This is a genomic window from Mycobacterium sp. 1245852.3, from assembly GCF_001669335.1.
GTDB lineage: Bacteria > Actinomycetota > Actinomycetes > Mycobacteriales > Mycobacteriaceae > Mycobacterium > Mycobacterium europaeum_A.
Map to the genome: position 1 here is coordinate 18020 of NZ_LZLL01000630.1, position 17136 is coordinate 35155.

Here is a 17136-nt window from a genome sequence, read left to right on the forward strand (position 1 = left end):
ATTCGTTTGTCGCGGCCGGGATGTCAGATCGCGGTTGGCTAACGATTGGGCCTCGCACAGAAATCGTCACGGTCGGGTCACGATCGGCTCTCGAAACCGTGCACCTGCCTTGCGATGCGCTGGCGCATGCGCTATCGCCGGCGCCGGATCATGCCACCAAGCGACGCAAAAGCGTTGAGGCCGTGACGATTCCGAGCACCGCGGCGACCACCAGCACCGCGATGTCCGCGGGGTTGTATGGGGTGCCGATCAACAACGCGCGCAGCGCGTTCACCTCGTAACTGAGGGGATTGACCTTGCTCAGCACGTGCAGCCACGCGGGCATCACGTCGACCGGGTACAGGGCGTTGGATGCGAAGAACAACGGCATCGTGATCGCTTGCCCGATTCCCATCAGGCGGTCGCGACTGCGCACCAAGCCGGCCAGTGTCATGGACAGACAGGCGAAGAAGGCGGCGCCGAGCATGACGATGGCCATCGCCGCCACGATCCGCAACGGATTGACCGTCAGGCCGACACCCATCGCGTACGCCAGCGCCAGCACGCCGACCACCTGGGCCACCGACCGGACCCCGGCCGCAAACGCTTTGCCGGTGATCAGCGCCGAAGCCGGCGCCGGTGTCACCATGAGCTTGGCCAGCACACCGGCGTCTCGGTCCCAAATAATCTGTATCCCATAGAAAATGGAGATGAACAGCGCTGACTGGGCGATGATCCCCGGCGCCAGGAACGCCAGATATGACACCGATCCGGTGGGGATGACATGCAAGTGGCTGAACGTGGTCCCGAAGATCAACAGCCACAGGGCGGGCTGCACCATCCGGGTGACCAGTTCGGTCCGGTCGTGCTGCAACTTCTGCAGTTCGACGATCGCGAACGCCCCGATGCGGCTGGCCAAGGCGCCGGCTCGTTGCCAGCCGTGGGGCGCGCGAAGCAGTGTCGAGCCGGCGGCGCTATCAACCGACACGGCGAGCCACCTTTCTGCTGAAACGGATTTCGCGAATGGACCCGTTGGCTTCCGCGGGATCCGCGTCATCGGCCAGACCCGATGCCGCGTAGTGGCGGAACACATCCTCGAGCGTGGCGTTCGCAGACACCTTGGCCTTCAACCTGTCGGGTGTGCCGACCGCCCGCAGTTGACCGCGGTGCATCAGCGCGACCCGGTCGCACAGCGCGTCGGCTTCCTCCATGTAGTGCGTGGTAAGCAGCACGGTCATGCCGAACTGGGCCTGCATCTTTTGCACCTGTGCCCACACGCCGTCACGCGCGATGGGATCCAGCCCGACGGTCGGCTCGTCGAGCACCAGCAGCGACGGGCGGTTGACCAACGCCTGCGCCACCTCGAGGCGGCGGACCATGCCACCGGAATAGGACGACGCCAGCCGGTCGGCCACGTCGATGAGATCCATGGCGACCAGCGCCTGATCGACGCGGTCGGCGCGCTCGGCGCGGGGCACCCCGTACAGCCGCGCGAACCACTGCACGTTTTGCCTGCCGGTCAATGCGGGCTCGATCGAAAGCTGTTGGGGCACATAGCCGATATTGCTTCGAATGTCGGTGGTCTGGCGGCGGGCGTCCATCCCGAAGATGCGCAGTTCGCCATGCTGCACCGGGGTCAACGTGGTCAGCATCCGGACCATGGTCGTCTTGCCGGCGCCGTTGGGCCCCAGCAGGCCCATGGTTTCACCGGGCCGTACCTGCAGGGTCACGTCATCGACGGCGGTGAACTGACCGTACCGGTAGGTCACATTTCTGGCGTCGACCGCCATCGGCAGCGATGCGCTCATGATCGCCGCTCACTCATTTTTCGGGTCATCGTGTCGAGGACCTCCAATCCCTTTGTCAAAGCCTCGATTTGGTCGTCGTCAAGCTCGTCGATCACCTCGGACAGCAACGCCCGCCGGGTGGCGCGGGATGCGTCGACGACCTGCTGGGCGGGCTCGGCCAGCCGCAGTTGGCACACCCGGCGATCGCTGTCGCCGGCAGTCCGCAGCAGCAGCCCGGCGGACACCAACTTGGTGACCAGGGTCGACGCGGTGTTGGGCACCAGGCCCAACTCGGCGGCCGCGGCGCTGACCGAGATCCCCGGCCGACGGCCGACCAGCCACAACAGCTCCGTCTGCGACTCGGACAACCGCGCCGAATCGAACCCGCGACCCGCCGACCGCCGGAGTTGCCGGCGAAACCTGCCGACGACGCCGAACAAGTCGCCGGCCACATCTGTGCGTGAGTTCATCTGCGCCCATAATACCTCTGTAGCCGAGCTATCTATGTGGGGAAGCTGTGCGTGGGTTATGTACCCGCTACCGCGGCAGGCGATGCAGCGCGACCTCGGTCAGCTCGCCGTCCGCGGCGCGCGCCGTCAAATAGGTGCAGAACGGTTGGCGGCGGCGGTCCGTCGGTGACCCGGGATTGAGCAGCCGTAAGCCGGTTTCGGTGGTGGTGTCCCACGGGATGTGACTGTGGCCGAAGACCAGCACGTGGGTGTCGGGATAGAGCCGCGCCATCCTCGTGTCGCGTCCGGTCGCGGCGCCGGTCTCGTGCACGACCGTCAGCCGGACCCCGGCCAGCGTCACGTCGGCCCGTTCCGGCAGTCGCGCCCGCAGCGCCGCGCCGTCGTTGTTGCCCCAGCACCCCACCAGCCTGGCCGCCCGGGCCTCGAGCTCATCGAGGAATTCGGGTGCTATCCAGTCGCCCGCGTGCACGACGACGTCGGCCGCGGCCACCTCATCCCAGACCTGGGCCGGCAGGTCGCGGGCGCGTTTGGGAATGTGGGTATCGGCAATCAGCAGCAGCCTCACAAACCCATCTTGCGCTAAGCGGGATCAATAGCCAGGCCGGCTCGGAGCTATACCCTACGGGGTATGGTATAAAGCGAGCATGGCGATCGAAGGTAACGGCAGCGCACCGCGCACGAAAGTCGGTGCGGGGCATCGCCCCGGCGATATCGATGCCGTGCTCACCCGGTTACGCCGGGCGCACGGTCAGCTCGGCGGAGTCATCTCGATGATCGAGCAGGGCCGCAGCTGCAAAGACGTCGTCACCCAGCTGGCTGCGGTGTCAAAGGCCTTGGACCGCGCGGGTTTCAAGATCATCGCCTCCGGGCTGCGCGACTGCATCACGCGAGGGCACGATCAGCCGGCCCTGTCGATCGACGAATTGGAGAAGCTGTTCCTGAGCCTGGCGTGATTGCCTAGCGCGACGAAAAGGAGGGAAAATGTCTGCCGTCCAACGTAATTCGACCAAACCGGCTGCGACGCTGTGGCTGGACCCGGTGTGTCCGTACACGTGGAACACCGCGCGCTGGCTGCGTGCCGTCGCCGAGAAGACCGGGCTGGCCACCGATTGGCGGCTGATGAACCTGGCCGTCCTCAACGAGGGAAGCGAACTGTCGCCCGCGCACCAGGCCCGGATGCGTGACTCCCGGCAGGTCGGGCGGCTGATGGCCGCGATCGTCCGCGACCACGGCAGCGCGGGTTGGACCGCCGCGTATTTCGCCTTCGGCGAGCGGTACTTCGAGCAATCGCAGCCTCTCACCGACTCGCTGGTCGCGGAGGTGCTGGATGCGGCGGGCGTTCGTGACATCACCCCCGCCGCCACCTCGGACGCAACACTGGACGACATTGTCAGGCGAGCACACCAGGACGGACAGGACGCGCTCGGCGAAACCGGCGGCAGCCCGATCCTGCGTATCGGCGAACACACCTTCTTCGGGCCCGTCCTGACGGCCCTGCCCGACGCCGACGCCGCCCTCGCCCTGTTCGACGCGGTGGCCGCCCTGGCCGCAATTCCCCAGTTCACTCAGCTGCAGCGGCCCCGCACCGCGGCCTAGGCGGGATCGCCGCGCATTTCTGGCTAGTGCCACGCCAAAACAGGAGGACAAATGACATCAGGATTGAGCACCACACTGCACACCTCGTTCGAGGACGCGGTGGATCGGACGACGAAAGCCCTGGCCGACCAGGGTTTCGGCGTACTGACCACCATCGATGTGCAGGCCACGCTGAAGCAAAAGCTCGGCGAGGACATGGAGAACTATTTGATCCTGGGGGCCTGCAACCCGGTGCTGGCGCATCGCGCGCTGGACATCCACCGCGAGATCGGCCAGTTGCTGCCGTGCAACGTGGTGGTGCGGTCCGATCCCGCCGGCGATGCGGATGCGGTTCTGGTCGAGGCGATGGATCCTCAGCTGATGGTCAAAGTGACGGCCGAGCCTGGCGCTCTGCAAGACGTGGCGGACCAGGCCACCGCCAAGCTGCAGGCCGCGATCGGCGCACTCGGGTAGCTTTCGGCGCAGCCCTACCGCCCTCGCGGATGGCGCTAGCCGTCTTGACTGCGGGCTTCGGCGCCCGACTCACCGGCGTCGAAGGAATCGTCGGAGCCCGCCGCGCCCACGTACGAGCCGTCTTCCTCACCCGCGGCGGCGCGGGACTGAGTCTGGTGGTTCTCAGCGTCCACGTCTTCCTCGGTCTTGTGGCCCTTGTGATCTGGCATGGTGGCTTCCTTTTCTGGGGAGGTGGCGTTCCGCGTGGGGTTCCCTCGACAGCTCATCCGAAACGGTGACCTCCGGCCATGACGTGGCGCCCCGGCGCTATTGTTAGCAGCCGAAACCAAGGAGAAACTCGAATGCGCACCTTCGAATCAGTCACCGAGCTTGCCGCCGCCGCGGGCGAAGCTCTCGGGCACAGCGACTGGGTCACGATCACCCAGGAAGACGTCAACCTGTTCGCCGATGCGACCGGTGACCACCAGTGGATTCACGTCGACCCCGAACGGGCCGCGTCGGGCCCGTTCGGCACGACCATCGCCCACGGTTTCATGACCTTGGCGCTGCTGCCCCGGCTGCAGCATCAGATCTACACAGTCAACGGCATCAAGCTGGCAATCAACTACGGCCTCAACAAGGTTCGTTTCCCCGCACCGGTTCCGGTCGGCTCCCGGGTACGCGCGCAGAGTTCGTTGGTCAGCGTCGACGACGTCGGTAACGGCGCAGTGCAGGCGACCATCTCGACCACCGTCGAGATCGAGGGATCGGCCAAGCCGGCGTGCGTGGCCGAAAGCGTCGTCCGTTTCGTCGCCTGAGGTCGCGGCGCGCGTAGCTAGAACTCGGCGACGGCGTGTTCGAGCCGCTCGGCCAGTCGCGCCTGCGCTTCGGCGCGCCGGGTCGGTATGTGAGCCGACGGGAAAGGCGTTGTCACCGGCTCGTATTCGCGCAGGGTCCGGCGGGCGACAGTCATCTTGTGCAACTCGGTGGCACCGTCGGCGATACCCAGCGACTCGGCGGCCACCAGCATCTTGACGAACGGCATCTCGTCGGAGACGCCGAGCGCGCCGTGTAGGTGCAGCGCCCGCTGCGCGACATCGTGCAGCACCTGGGGCATCGCCACTTTCACCGCCGCGATGTCGCGCCGCACCTTCTGGTAGTCGTGGTGCTTGTCGATCAACCACGCGGTGCGCAGCACCAGCAGGCGGAACTGCTCGATCTGGATCCAGCTGTCGGCGATCTTCTCCTGGGTCATCTGGAAATCGGACAGCCGGCCGTGCCGGGTCTTGCGGGACACCGCGCGCTCGCACATCATGTCAAAGGCGCTGCGGGCCAACGCAATTGTGCGCATGGCGTGGTGAATCCGGCCGCCCCCGAGCCGGGTCTGCGCGATCATGAACGCCTGTCCCTCGCCACCCAGCACATGGTCGGCGGGTACCCGGACGTCGTTGTAGCGGACGTAGCCGTGGGTGGCGCGCTTTGACGACTCCGCTCCGACGCCGACGTTGCGCACGATCTCGATGCCGGGCGTTTCGGCCGGAACGATGAACAGTGACATCTTGTCGTAGGTGCGGGCCTCGGAATTCGTCACCGCCATGACGATGAAGAACGACGCGTGTTTGGCGTTGGTGGAGAACCACTTCTCCCCATTGATCACCCAGTAGTCGCCGTCTCGGGCTGCGGCGGTGACGAATTGCCCTGGGTCAGAACCGCCTTGCGGTTCGGTCATCGAATAACAGGAGGTGATTTCGCCGTCCAGCAGCGGCTGCAGGTAGCGCGCCTTCTGCTCGTCGGTGCCGAACAGGGCGAGGATCTCGGCGTTGCCGGAATCCGGTGCCTGACAGCCGAACACCGAGGGGGCCCAGCGCGAGCGGCCCAGGATTTCGTTGAGCAGCGCCAGCTTGACCTGACCGAAGCCCTGGCCGCCCAACTCCGGGCGCAGGTGCGCGGCCCACAGCCCTTGGTCCTTCACCTGCTGCTGCAAGGGCCGCAGGATGGCCATCATCTCGGCGTTCTGCTTGTCGTACGGGTCGAGCGCAACCAGGTCGAGCGGTTCCAGCTCTTCGGCCATGAATTTTTCGACCCAGTCCAGCTTTGCCTGGTATTCGGGGTCTGTTTCGAAGTCCCACACCGTGGTCAACCAATCCCCGGCGCAACGCCGCGCCGGACTCGTTGATGAAGCCACCCCATCCTAGAGCGGGGCGGCGGAGGTTCAGTCGGCGCTGCGGGTGTCGATCACGCGCTGGGCGACGTCGATGAGCTTGGTCTGGCTTTCCTGGGAAAGCCGGCGCAGCAATTCGAAGGCGCGCACGTCATCGACGCCGTAGCGCTCCATGATGATGCCCTTGGCCTGGCCGATGCGGTCCCGCGTGGACAGGGCCGATTGCATCTGCTGTCCGTGCCGCCCGGCCATGATCGCCGAGGCGGCATGCGCGGCGAACACCGTGCCGATGGTTTCGGCTTCGGTGTCCCACACACCGGGCCGGAAACTGAACAGGTTGAGCGCGCCGGCGGTGCGGTCGGCGGTGTAGAGCTTGAACGAGAGGCTGCTGAGGATGCCATGCTCGACGGCGGCCGGCGCGTATTTCGGCCAGCGAGGCTCGTTGCGGAGATCGTCCGTGCGCACGATCGTCTGCTTCAGCGCGGCGTCGTGGCAGGGGCCCTCATTGAAGTCGTGCTGCAGCTTGTCGAGTTTGGCGACCAGGCTGTCGGTGTCGGCGAGCGATTCGAAATCATCGCCCCCTTTCACCAGCAACACCCCGGCGAGGTCCGCCGCCGGTATCAGTTCCACCGCCGCGGTGGTCACGTCGGCGAGAACCCGGTTGAGCGAACGCGGCACCGCGATCTCCCGGGATAGCTCCGCCATGCGCGTAGCCAGCTCGTGCCGAGCGGCCGCGTCCAAAGGCTCCATGGAACCGGATTCTCCACGATGTCCCACGATGCGTCACCCCCGCGGTCGTCTGAGGTGCCCGAGCGCTGGCCACCGAGGGAGTTGCTGTCGTCCGAGTTTGGGGCAAAACGCCCCGGGTACCCGGCGTCGACAACCCGATCTCAACCCCCAGGGAGCCCCAGTGTTTGTGCACAACAAAGATCTTCAATTCGAGGTTCGCGTCGACCGACCCGACCCTCGCTTCGCGTCGCTGCTGATGGACCAGTTCGGCGGAGCCAACGGTGAACTCACCGCCGCGCTGCAGTACTTCACCCAGGCATTCGTGCTGCGGCAGAAGAACCCGAAAATGTATGACCTGTTCATGGATATTGCGACCGAGGAGCTCAGCCACCTCGAGATGGTCGGATCGATGATCACGATGTTGCTCGACGGGCTCAACGACAACCTCAAGATCGCCAATGAGAAATGCGACTGGATGCCGGCGGTGGCGGCCAACGGCGGCGGCCGCGACGGCCTGATCCACTCGGTGGCGGTCAACCCGCTGTTCCTGGTGCTCAGTGGCGGTGGGCCGGACGTCAAGGACTCCGGAGGAAACAACTGGACCGGCGCCTACATCGACGCCAACGGTGATCCCACCGTGGACCTGCGCAACAACGTCGCGGCGGAATCGCGCGCCAAGGTCGTCTACGAATATCTCAAGCAGTTCACCGACGACCCCGGCGTGCAGGACACCCTGACGTTCCTGATGACGCGCGAGGTGGCGCACTATCAGCAGTTCACCGCAGCGCTCAACGAGCTCCCGGTGAACTTCCCGCCGGGACAGCTGCCGGGCGACCCGCGCTTCCAGAACGTGGCGTTCAACATGTCCAACGGCGGTGGCGAGTCCATTCGCGGCCCGTGGAACCAAGGACAGGGTCCCTGGCCCGAGGGCACGGAATGGGAGTACGTCGAAAAGCCCGAGGAACAGTGGCTTGGCGGCACCACTCGCAAGAACACCGGCGCCAAGGAGAACCCGCAGGGTTCGCCGGCGGTCAACGCCGAGAAGCCCTTCACCCACGAACAGCACGTTCCCACCGGCTAATTGGACAAGTGGAAGGCCGGGCGCTGAATCCACAGCGCCCGGCCCTTCCCATGTGCTCAGTGCATCTGCGGGTCCGGCGGATTGTCCTCGCCGCGGCCGGTTACCGCGTCGCGGACGTGGTCCACGATCGCCGCCCCCATGCCCATCGTTTTCAGCACCGCCGGGTTGGGCGGCGTGTCGGGGTGCGGCCGGGTCGGAGCGATCTTCTTTGCCGCTTCCAACTTTTCGCCGATCTTCTCCAAATCCTCACGGCTGAGCACGGTTTCGACCTGCGGCCACACCTCATCCTGTTCGTAGGCGATGTGTTCGCGGCCCGCCGTGACGAATTCCTGCAACGCTTCGTGGTAATCCGGGTCGCCCGGCTTGCCGTCCTCGAGACGCTGCAGCAGCTTCTTTCCGGCCTGCTCCTGCTCGAGCGCTTTGTCGACGAGGCCGTCGCCGATCGCTTCGCGCACCGCGGGCCAGAAGAACTGCTCCTCAATGGCTTCGTGCTGCGATTCGGCGATGATGAGGTTGTTCACCATGGTTTCCAGGCCGCTCGCCTGAGCGCCCTCGCCCGACGGCGCCCCGTCGAGCGTTTCCAACAAACCGAGCACACTCTTGTGGTCCTGACGAAGAAAAGTGATTGCGTCCATGCGTTGCCTTCCCAGTTGGGGCTGTTAGGAGTTGCGTGCGGATACCCGGGGTAGCGGTGCCGAAACGGGGGGCGGCCGGGGTCCGTCAGTGCAACTTCGGCAAGACGTTGGCGCCGTAGAACTCGATGGCGGCGACGGGATCGTCTTGCGGAAAATGCAGGAACGGAATCGCACCGGCGTCGAGAATCCGCTGCAGGGCGTTGATATGGGGAGCCGGGTCGGTGCCGACCGTCCAGCCGCCCAACACCTTGTCGATGGGGTTGGACTCGGCCGCGCGCTGGATCTCGACGGGGTTGGGTTGATCGACGGCCCCGGCGGTGAAGCGCCACAGCGTGGCGGCTCGGGTCGCGACGGCGTTGTCGCCGACGACCGCGAACAGTTCGGCCCGTTTTCCGAGCGTCGCCACGTCACGCCCGGCGGCCCGGGCGCCCGCACCGAAGGCCGCCAACAGCTTTGGATTCGTGACATCGCTCGCCTGGGTGATCCAGCCATCCCCGTACTGTCCGGCCAGTCTCACGCTTTTCGGGCCGGCGGCCGCGACGAAGATCGGCGGGGGCGTCGCCGGAACATCGTAGAGTTTCAGCGAGTTCGTTTGAAAATAGTGGCCGGCGAACGAGATTCGCGAACCACTCCACAGCTGGCGGATCAGCTGTACCGCTTCGGCCAGCCTGTCGTGACGCTCGGCGTAGTTGCCGTAGGTGTTGGTGGTGGCCTGTTCATTGAGCCGTTCGCCGGTGCCGACGCCCAGAAACACCCGGCCGGGATAAAGAATCGCCAGGGACGCGAACGCCTGGGCGACCGTGGCGGGGTGGTAGCGGTAGGTCGGGCAGGTCACCCCGGTGCCGAACGTTACGTGGCTGGTGGCGTTGCCGACGAGCGCTAGGGTCAGCCACGGGAACATCGCGTGGCCTTCGTTGTCCTGCCACGGCTGAATGTGGTCGCTGGCCCATACGTGTTGGAAGCCGGCGCGTTCGGCCGCCTTAGCCTGCGCAACCAGCTGGTCGGTGCGGAACTGCTCGTGCGAGAGGACAAAGCCCACGCCCTTGCCCGGTGGGGGCGCCGGCCCGCTGGACTTGCCCTGCTCGGCAGCCGGTTTCGCGCATCCCTGCGCCAGCCCGGCGGGCCCGAGCACGCCGGCGCCGGCCGCTATCCGCCCGAACGCTCGCCGCGAGATGCCGGTCACCGGGTCGGCATACCCGTCACGCCGGGCCTCACACGCACTAGCGTGGTGCAGATGACCCCGCAGGTCCGCCCGGCAGTGAAAGCCGACGTCCGCACGCTGTCGCGCACCCTGGCCCGCGCGTTCTACGACGACCCGGTGATGATCTGGCTGATGCCCGATCAGGACAAGCGGATCGCGCAGCTGTCCCGGTTGTTCGCAACGATGACCCGCCATCATCACCTGGCCCGCGGCGGCGTGGAGGTGGCCGGTGCGGGGGCGGACATCGTTGCGGCGGCGCTGTGGGATCCGCCGGATCAGTGGCAAGAGACGCCGCGGGGCCAGCTGGCGATGACGCCGACGTTCATCCGGGTGTTCGGCCTGCGCTCGATGCGGGGACGCGCCGTACAGGAATTGATGAAAAGCGTGCATCCCGAGGAGCCGCACTGGTACCTGGCGGTGATCGGCAGCGATCCGGCGGTTCGCGGCAAGGGATTTGGTCAGGCGTTGATGCGGTCGCGGTTGGACCGCTGCGACGCCGAGTACTGCCCGGCCTATCTCGAGTCGAGCAAGCCCGAAAATGTGCCGTACTACGAGCGTTTCGGCTTCAGCGTCACCCGTGAGATCGTGCTGCCGGACGGCGGGCCGAGCCTGTGGGCCATGTGGCGTCCGCCACGGTAGGAGCGCGGCCGGAGGCCTGCCGCCCGCGTTTAACCCCCCGACGCCGCGGGCAACCGGATGGGCATGAGCGATAACCCCCAGGCCGACGTGGATCCCGCGGACTTCCCCGAGGAGGGTGGCCCGGGTGACACCTTGAACCCGAGCGAAGGCACCGACTCGGACGAGTTGCGCAACGACGACGGCGACATCGTCGTCGACCCGCCTGAGGGCTGGAGCGAGGCCGACCGGTTCGGCATGACCGCCAGAGAAGAACGCGAGGGCGAATCCCTCGACGCCCGACTGGCGGCCGAGGAGCCCGACGTCCCCGATGCCATCGAGCCGGTCGACGACGGTCCCCGGCGCGCCCACCGGGGCCAGATCGACGGCACCCCCGAGGACGGCGACTCGCTCTACGAGGTCGTCGACGAGTAAGTCAGTGCTCGGCTGTTTACTGCAGCCGATCGGATCAGGGCGTGCTGCGCCAGCCGGCGATGCCGGTCGCGATCATCCGCAACTGCTTGACCGCGAGCCGGCGAATGTCCTCGGTTGCCTCGGCGCTCTGCGAATCCTCGATGGCCTCCGCGATGACGATCATGGCGTTGACGAACAGGGTCGCCAGCACGTTGAGATCCTCGGTGGTCCACTTGTTCAGGCCCGGGAATCGCGCCAGGTCGGTGGCCAGCTCGGACGTGATCAGCCGGATCTCGGTACGGATGGCGTAGCGCAGCACCGACAAGCCGCTGTTGCGCTCGCGGCCGATGAGCCGCCAGTGTTCGCGCCTGTCGGCGACGCTGGCGACCAGGATCTCGACGGACGACTCGATCACCCGGTTCGGGTCGAGCTTTCCGGCACGCGCGTCGCGCAGCGTGTCGCGCAGGCTCCGGAACGACTCGTCGATCAGGACCAGCCCCAGGGCCTCCATCGATTCGAAATGCCGGTAGAACGCCGCCGGAACGATCCCGACCTCCCGCGTCACCTCGCGCAGGCTCAAACTGGAGAAGCTGCGGTCCTGCAGGAGCTTGAGTGCCGCGGCGATGATGGCCCGGCGCGTCGCCTCCTTGCGCTCCTCGCGCGACTGGCTTTCCCGTGTGCGTTCGCGCCCCGCGCCCCGTCCCCGTGAGCTAGGAGTACGGCTGTTCACTGTGTGAACCCTACCACAGCCAGGCATTAAACCCTTGACTGCATGGCCTCCGCGGTCGCACGGTGTACATATGTTCACTCAAACCGCTCAAGCTTCTGGCCGAGTCCTCGCGCGGACCCTTCGGCAGCGCGTGTTGGGTTCAGAGCTGCTAGACCTGCTGACCGGCCCGCACGGCGTCGACCGCTACACCGAACTGGTGGCGCCCACCTGGACGCTGGGCGAGGCCCGCGCCAAGGTGACCGACGTGCGCCGGGCCACGCCCCGCAGCGTCACCCTGACCCTGACCCCCAACGACACCTTCCTGGCCGCCCACACCCTCAAGGCCGGACAGTACGTCAACCTGACCGTGGAGATCGACGGCCGCCGCCACACCCGGTGCTATTCGCCCGCCAACGCCGAAGGCGGTACCACCCTCGAGCTGACGATCGGTCGGCACGACGGCGGCCTGGTCTCGAACTATCTTTACGAACACGCCCACCGCGGGATGGTGGTCGGTCTCGCCGGGACCGGCGGTGACTTCACGCTGCCGGGACCGCAGACCCCGCGGCGCATCCTCTTCGTCTCGGGCGGAAGCGGGATCACCCCGGTGATGTCGATGCTGCGGACCCTCGTCGCCCAGGGCCACGACGGCGAAATCGCATTCATTCACTACGCGCGCACGCCGGCCGAGGCCTGCTACCGCGACGAGCTGAAGGCGATGCCCGGCGTGCGGGTGCTGCACGGCTACACCCGCTCCGAGGGCGGCGACCTCGCCGGACGCTTCGGTGCCGAGCACCTGGCCACCGCGATGCCGTCACCCGATGCGGTATTCGTCTGCGGCCCGGCCGCTTTGGTCGAGGCGGTCCGATCGCACTGCGACAACGTGTACACCGAGAGCTTCGTGCCGCCGGCCTTCGATGTGCCGGCGAATCCCTCGGGCGGTCGAGTCACATTCTCCGACAGCGGTGTTGACGTCGTCGACGACGGGCGCCCGCTGTTGGAGCAGGCCGAAGCGGCCGGGCTCTCACCCGAAAACGGATGCCGAATGGGCATCTGCCACACCTGCACGCGGCGTAAAACCGCCGGCACCGTGCGCAACCTGGTCACCGGTGCGGTCTCGACCGCTCCCGACGAGGACGTGCAGATCTGCGTGTCCGTTCCGGTCGGTGACGTGGACCTGTCGCTATAGCGACCGACCATTCCAGCCCCTGAAAACTTCTGGAGGACAAACAATGTCGAACGCCAAGATTGCCCTGACGCCCGAACAGGCCGATGCATTCGGCCGGGAACTCGACGCCATCAAGGAACGTGTGATGGCAGAACTCGGCGAACAGGACGCCGACTACATCCGCCGCGTCATCAAGGCCCAGCGTGCGCTGGAGGTCGGTGGCCGGGCGCTGTTGTTCGCCGGGTTCCTGCCCCCGGCTTGGCTGGCGGGCACGGCGATGGTGGGCCTGTCGAAGATCTTGGACAACATGGAGATCGGCCACAACATCATGCACGGCCAGTACGACTGGATGCGCGATCCGGCCATCTCCGGGCGCACCTTCGAGTGGGACACGGCGTGCCCGGCCGACCAATGGCGCCACTCGCACAACTACATGCATCACACCCACACCAACATCGTGGGGATGGACCGCGACATCGGCTACGGAATCCTGCGGATGAGCGAAGACCAGCGCTGGCAGCCGTACTTCCTCGGCAACCCGGTCTACGCGTTCCTGCTGATGGTGTTGTTCCAGTACGGCGTTGCGCTGCACGAGCTGGAAACCGAGCGCATCCGCTCCGGCGAGATCCGGCTCCAGGACAAGCGTGAGGTGCTGCGGGAGATCTGGCGCAAGACCCGTCGGCAGACCCTGAAGGACTACGTCGCCTTCCCGCTGCTGGCCGGTCCCTTTGCGCCGTTCGTCTTCACCGGCAACCTGACCGCCAACCTGATGCGCAACGTGTGGTCGTACATGATCATCTTCTGCGGCCACTTCCCGGACGGGACACAGGAATTCACCGTCGAGGAAACCAAGGACGAGTCACGCGGCATGTGGTACTTCCGCCAGATCCTCGGCTCGGCAAACCTGACCGGCGGCAAGATCTTTCACCTGCTGTCCGGCAACCTCTCGCACCAGATCGAGCACCACCTGTTCCCGGACATGCCGGCCCGCCGCTACGCCGACATCGCGCCGGAGGTGCAGGAGATCTGCGAGTGCTACGGCATCCCCTATAACCGCGGTCCGCTGCTGCGTCAGTTCGGCACCGTCGTCCGCAAGATCGTCCGGCTGACCTTCCCGGACTCGTGGGTGCCAAAGGCCGGCGTCGAAAAGTCGCCCGAGCCCGAGCCGATCGCCGCGTAAATCCACATTGGCTGGGCCGCGCAATCGAGTTCCAGGGGCGGCCTAGGTGACGGCCGTCGGCGCGTCGACCGCCTTGACGAGTTTCACCTCGGGCCGTTGCGGCACGCCGTCGGCAAGGAACCAGCGAAAAGCCAGATTCCCGCGTGGATAGCCCAGCGTGGTAAGTGAATTGGGATGCGCGGTCGGGCCCGCGGACAAGACGACCGTCACCGAACCGTCACTGTTCGCCACGGCGCTGTGGCCGTTCAGGGAGCACCGGGCGTCCCGGGCGCCGAACGTCGCCATGAACTGGTTCCACACCACCAGGTTCCAGAACCTGCACGACGGCGGTCGGTGCGTGATCACCAGCGCCTCGTCCTCATCGAGCACGAAACTGCCGTACGAGTAGCAGGCGTCGCGTGCCGACCACCCGAAATTGGCGTCCGGCACCTGATAGGGATCGGCGAATTCATTAGCCACGTGGGCGGTTTCGTGCCCGAGCGCGTGTTGGTCGGCCACCCGATTTCCCACGGCCAGCGGCACGATGGCGAACATGGTGCGCAGCCAGGTGGCGGCGGCGCGCAGGTTCGCCGCGGTCTCGGCGTCGCCGTGCCGGATCGGGTCGGGCTCGTCGAGCGCCTCGATGTGCCACGTCACCGGGCGGCCGGCCAGGGGATCGGCCTGGTAGTCGCGGGTCATCAGCACGGCCGCGTCGGGCGTGGCGGGAAAGTCGAAGGCGAAGTTGCCGTCGGCGTCGATGTCGAGATCGGTGTCGCGGACGATCGCCACCACCCGGTCCGACCAGGCGCCGGGCGTCGGCTCGTTGTACGCCGTCACCGAAAAGTACACGCTGTCACCCCTATTGCCGCTGATGCGGTATCGACGGGCGGGATCGACCGGGCATATGTAGTAGTAGGCATCGGTGTTGTCCCCGCCCCAGCGGCGGTCGCGGCGGAAAGGCGTGTTCACCGCGACGAACTGGGGCCGACCCGGTTCGGGGAACAGGTAGGTGTCCAGGGCCACGCCCAGGGTGGCGGCCAGCATCCGGTAGCCGTCGGCGACGTGCCGGTCGTCGGTGACGGCGCGGTCACCTTCGAGGAACGAGTGGCCCAGTTCGCCAAGCGTTTTCAGCAATTCCTGCCACGCCTCGGTCGATTGGTGCGTCATGCGCTGATTCCTTTCAGGAGCAACCTGGTGGTGCGATCGACCCACGCCTCGTCGAGTTCGGTGACGCGGGTGAGCAGGGCGACCAGCGTGACGCCGGCGATCGTCTCGGCCAGTTCGGCGGCGGTCACGTCCGAGCGCACCTCACCGCGCAGCGCAGCGGCCGCCAGCCAGTCGGCGAGCCCGCCGCCGATGACCCCGGCGAAGCGCTCCAGCAACGCCGAGTGCAGCGTCGGGTCCGCGGCCAGCTCGCCGATCAGCCCGGGCAGGGCAGCCCTGGCGGCCGGCGTGGTGAGGAAAGCCATTGTGCGGCGGACCATCTCGCGCAAGCCCTCGGCCGTCGACCCGGTATCGGGGATGGCCGTTCCGGCGCCGATCGGGAACACCGCCTCGTGCACCAGGTGCGCCTTGCTGGGCCAGCGGCGGTAGATGGCGGGCTTGCTGGTGCCGGCGCGTTCGGCGATGGCGGAGACCAGCAAGCCGGGGTAGCCGGTTTCGGCCAGCAGCTCGACGGTCGCCCGAAGCACCGCGGCGTCGATCCGGGGATCACGGGGTCTGCCAAAATCCACAACCATTACGAAACTCAGAGTAACATAAGTCGCCGTGACCGTTCGCCTTGACGACCTGGCCTCGCCCCGCTTCAGCGCCGAGGGCCAGCAGATCCTGGACATGATGGCCTCGATGGCGCCCGAGTGCCCGTTGGATGCCGCCGCGCTGCACGCGCGGGCCAGCGCCGACACCGGCCTGGACGACTTCGGGCCCGACGACTACCGGGAACGCCTCGAGGTCTACCTCGCCGCCCTGCGCGAGATCGACGGACTGCACGACGCGGGGAGGGTGAACTTCTACGGGCAACTCCTGCAAGTCCTCAAGAATCGGTTGCTGTTGACCGACCTGCTGAGGCGCCATCCCGAGATCAACGAGATCGAACTGCGTTCACCGGTGGTCATCGCCGGGCTGCCCCGCACCGGCACCACACACCTGCACAATCTGCTGGCCGCGCCGCCGACGTTCCGTACCATGCCGTACTGGGAAAGCAACGAACCGTTCCCGATGCCGAATGAGGTTGACGTTCAACCTGATCCGCGTCGGACCCGGATGGACGTCGCGGTCGGGGTGATCAACATGGTGATGCCGCATTTCGCGCTGATGCACGAGATGACCACCGATCACGTCCACGAAGAGATCCAGCTGCTGGCCAACGACGTGTCGACGATGCTGCTGGAGACGCTCGCCGACGTCCCCCGCTGGCGCGACTACTACCAGGCGCACGACCAGACACCGCACTACGAATACCTGGCCACCCAACTCCGGGCGATGCAGTACCTGCGCGGTGGTCGGCGCTGGCTGCTCAAATCGCCCCAACACCTCGAGCAGGTGCCGGTCCTGGATCGGGTCTTTCCCGACAGCATCGTGGTGTTCACCCACCGCGACCCCGTCCCGGTGGCACTGTCGATGATCGCGATGATCACCTACTCCGCCCGCATGCACCGCTCGCCGGTGCCGGTGGAGCGGATCGCCAATTCCTGGATCGACCGCCTCGATCAGATGCTCACCGCACTCGTCCGCGATCGAGACACCATCGGTCCGGACCGCTCGATCGACATCCGATTCGACGACTTCATGGCCGACGAAATCGGCGTGGCCGAACGGGTCTATGCCCTGGCCGGCGAGCCGTTCACCGACGAGGCGCGCAAGGCCGTCGACGACTACCTGACGGGCCACCGGCGCGGACGGCTGGGCAACGTCGAGACGTCATACGAGATGTTCGGGCTGAACGAGGAGAGCCTGCGGAAGCGCTTCGCGCCCTACGTCGAGCGGTTCCTGAAATAGGCG

At 66.5% G+C, this 17136-nt stretch carries 22 protein-coding genes; 10 read left to right on the forward strand and 12 right to left on the reverse strand.

Annotation, left to right across the window (positions count from 1 at the left end):
- Nucleotides 1-148: 148 nt before the first annotated feature.
- From A9W96_RS29310 to A9W96_RS29325, 4 genes are all read right to left on the reverse strand, one after another.
- The gene (locus A9W96_RS29310; RefSeq protein WP_066868134.1) at nucleotides 149-967 is read right to left on the reverse strand and encodes an ABC transporter permease; all 819 of its coding nucleotides are present in this window, start codon (nucleotides 965-967) and stop codon (nucleotides 149-151) included.
- On the reverse strand, nucleotides 957-1787 hold the full coding sequence (locus A9W96_RS29315; RefSeq protein ID WP_067144656.1) for an ATP-binding cassette domain-containing protein: 831 nt from the start codon (nucleotides 1785-1787) through the stop codon (nucleotides 957-959). The genes A9W96_RS29310 and A9W96_RS29315 overlap by 11 nt, the downstream gene beginning before the upstream one ends.
- Nucleotides 1784-2236: a MarR family winged helix-turn-helix transcriptional regulator gene (locus A9W96_RS29320; protein ID WP_066868139.1), complete on the reverse strand. Its 453-nt coding sequence runs from the start codon at nucleotides 2234-2236 to the stop codon at nucleotides 1784-1786. Before A9W96_RS29320 ends, A9W96_RS29315 begins: the two co-directional genes overlap by 4 nt.
- A gap of 67 nt (nucleotides 2237-2303) precedes the next feature.
- Entirely contained in the window at nucleotides 2304-2801 is a 498-nt protein-coding gene (locus A9W96_RS29325; protein ID WP_067144658.1) for a metallophosphoesterase, read from the reverse strand.
- Nucleotides 2802-2880: 79 nt separating this feature from the next.
- On the opposite strand from A9W96_RS29325, the gene A9W96_RS29330 reads away from it, so the two are divergent.
- From A9W96_RS29330 to A9W96_RS29340, 3 genes are read left to right on the forward strand one after another with little or no spacing between them, the layout of a single operon-like run.
- Nucleotides 2881-3189 carry a metal-sensitive transcriptional regulator gene (locus A9W96_RS29330; RefSeq protein WP_067144660.1) on the forward strand — a complete coding sequence of 103 codons (309 nt, stop codon included), beginning with the start codon at nucleotides 2881-2883 and terminating at the stop codon, nucleotides 3187-3189.
- A 28-nt stretch (nucleotides 3190-3217) separates the two neighbouring features.
- On the forward strand, nucleotides 3218-3832 hold the full coding sequence (locus tag A9W96_RS29335) for a hypothetical protein (RefSeq protein ID WP_066868146.1): 615 nt from the start codon (nucleotides 3218-3220) through the stop codon (nucleotides 3830-3832).
- A 51-nt stretch (nucleotides 3833-3883) separates the two neighbouring features.
- Nucleotides 3884-4285, forward strand: a complete 402-nt coding sequence (locus tag A9W96_RS29340; RefSeq protein WP_066868148.1) for a DUF302 domain-containing protein — start codon at nucleotides 3884-3886, stop codon at nucleotides 4283-4285.
- Between the two features lie 35 nt (nucleotides 4286-4320).
- On the opposite strand, the gene A9W96_RS32420 is transcribed toward A9W96_RS29340, so the two are convergent.
- Entirely contained in the window at nucleotides 4321-4494 is a 174-nt protein-coding gene (locus tag A9W96_RS32420; protein ID WP_197498032.1) for a hypothetical protein, read from the reverse strand.
- A 132-nt stretch (nucleotides 4495-4626) separates the two neighbouring features.
- Here A9W96_RS32420 and A9W96_RS29345 point away from each other — a divergent pair, with 132 nt between their 5' ends.
- Nucleotides 4627-5082 carry a MaoC family dehydratase gene (locus tag A9W96_RS29345; protein ID WP_066868150.1) on the forward strand — a complete coding sequence of 152 codons (456 nt, stop codon included), beginning with the start codon at nucleotides 4627-4629 and terminating at the stop codon, nucleotides 5080-5082.
- A 17-nt stretch (nucleotides 5083-5099) separates the two neighbouring features.
- Here the strand turns inward: A9W96_RS29345 and A9W96_RS29350 are convergent, their stop codons facing one another.
- A complete protein-coding gene (locus tag A9W96_RS29350; RefSeq protein ID WP_067144690.1) occupies nucleotides 5100-6395 on the reverse strand; it encodes an acyl-CoA dehydrogenase family protein in 1296 nt (431 codons plus the stop codon).
- Nucleotides 6396-6476: 81 nt separating this feature from the next.
- Nucleotides 6477-7175, reverse strand: coding sequence for a GAF and ANTAR domain-containing protein (locus A9W96_RS29355; protein WP_066868154.1), 699 nt, complete (start codon nucleotides 7173-7175; stop codon nucleotides 6477-6479).
- 160 nt (nucleotides 7176-7335) lie between these two features.
- On the opposite strand from A9W96_RS29355, the gene A9W96_RS29360 reads away from it, so the two are divergent.
- A complete protein-coding gene (locus A9W96_RS29360) occupies nucleotides 7336-8235 on the forward strand; it encodes a manganese catalase family protein (RefSeq protein WP_066868157.1) in 900 nt (299 codons plus the stop codon).
- A 56-nt stretch (nucleotides 8236-8291) separates the two neighbouring features.
- Here the strand turns inward: A9W96_RS29360 and A9W96_RS29365 are convergent, their stop codons facing one another.
- Nucleotides 8292-8870 (reverse strand): hemerythrin domain-containing protein, encoded by a 579-nt coding sequence (locus A9W96_RS29365; protein WP_067021288.1) that lies wholly within the window; start codon nucleotides 8868-8870, stop codon nucleotides 8292-8294.
- 85 nt (nucleotides 8871-8955) lie between these two features.
- Nucleotides 8956-10053 carry a F420-dependent hydroxymycolic acid dehydrogenase gene (locus tag A9W96_RS29370; RefSeq protein ID WP_066868162.1) on the reverse strand — a complete coding sequence of 366 codons (1098 nt, stop codon included), beginning with the start codon at nucleotides 10051-10053 and terminating at the stop codon, nucleotides 8956-8958.
- A 51-nt stretch (nucleotides 10054-10104) separates the two neighbouring features.
- On the opposite strand from A9W96_RS29370, the gene A9W96_RS29375 reads away from it, so the two are divergent.
- Both A9W96_RS29375 and A9W96_RS29380 read left to right on the forward strand, forming a co-directional pair.
- Nucleotides 10105-10710 carry a GNAT family N-acetyltransferase gene (locus A9W96_RS29375; protein ID WP_066868239.1) on the forward strand — a complete coding sequence of 202 codons (606 nt, stop codon included), beginning with the start codon at nucleotides 10105-10107 and terminating at the stop codon, nucleotides 10708-10710.
- A gap of 63 nt (nucleotides 10711-10773) precedes the next feature.
- Nucleotides 10774-11121 carry a hypothetical protein gene (locus A9W96_RS29380; protein ID WP_066868241.1) on the forward strand — a complete coding sequence of 116 codons (348 nt, stop codon included), beginning with the start codon at nucleotides 10774-10776 and terminating at the stop codon, nucleotides 11119-11121.
- 34 nt (nucleotides 11122-11155) lie between these two features.
- Here A9W96_RS29380 and A9W96_RS29385 read toward each other — a convergent pair whose 3' ends face one another.
- Nucleotides 11156-11857 (reverse strand): TetR family transcriptional regulator, encoded by a 702-nt coding sequence (locus A9W96_RS29385; protein ID WP_197499698.1) that lies wholly within the window; start codon nucleotides 11855-11857, stop codon nucleotides 11156-11158.
- Between the two features lie 43 nt (nucleotides 11858-11900).
- On the opposite strand from A9W96_RS29385, the gene A9W96_RS29390 reads away from it, so the two are divergent.
- Both A9W96_RS29390 and A9W96_RS29395 read left to right on the forward strand, forming a co-directional pair.
- The gene (locus A9W96_RS29390; RefSeq protein WP_067144662.1) at nucleotides 11901-12998 is read left to right on the forward strand and encodes a ferredoxin reductase; all 1098 of its coding nucleotides are present in this window, start codon (nucleotides 11901-11903) and stop codon (nucleotides 12996-12998) included.
- Between the two features lie 43 nt (nucleotides 12999-13041).
- Nucleotides 13042-14157: an acyl-CoA desaturase gene (locus tag A9W96_RS29395; RefSeq protein ID WP_067144664.1), complete on the forward strand. Its 1116-nt coding sequence runs from the start codon at nucleotides 13042-13044 to the stop codon at nucleotides 14155-14157.
- A 42-nt stretch (nucleotides 14158-14199) separates the two neighbouring features.
- Here the strand turns inward: A9W96_RS29395 and A9W96_RS29400 are convergent, their stop codons facing one another.
- Together A9W96_RS29400 and A9W96_RS29405 are read right to left on the reverse strand one after the other, a co-directional pair.
- Nucleotides 14200-15303 (reverse strand): DUF1214 domain-containing protein, encoded by a 1104-nt coding sequence (locus A9W96_RS29400; RefSeq protein WP_067144667.1) that lies wholly within the window; start codon nucleotides 15301-15303, stop codon nucleotides 14200-14202.
- A complete protein-coding gene (locus A9W96_RS29405) occupies nucleotides 15300-15875 on the reverse strand; it encodes a TetR/AcrR family transcriptional regulator (RefSeq protein WP_066882040.1) in 576 nt (191 codons plus the stop codon). Before A9W96_RS29405 ends, A9W96_RS29400 begins: the two co-directional genes overlap by 4 nt.
- Nucleotides 15876-15903: 28 nt before the next feature.
- Between A9W96_RS29405 and A9W96_RS29410 the strand changes: the two genes are divergently transcribed.
- Nucleotides 15904-17133 carry a sulfotransferase gene (locus A9W96_RS29410; protein WP_067144669.1) on the forward strand — a complete coding sequence of 410 codons (1230 nt, stop codon included), beginning with the start codon at nucleotides 15904-15906 and terminating at the stop codon, nucleotides 17131-17133.
- The last annotated feature ends 3 nt before the right edge of the window (nucleotides 17134-17136 follow it).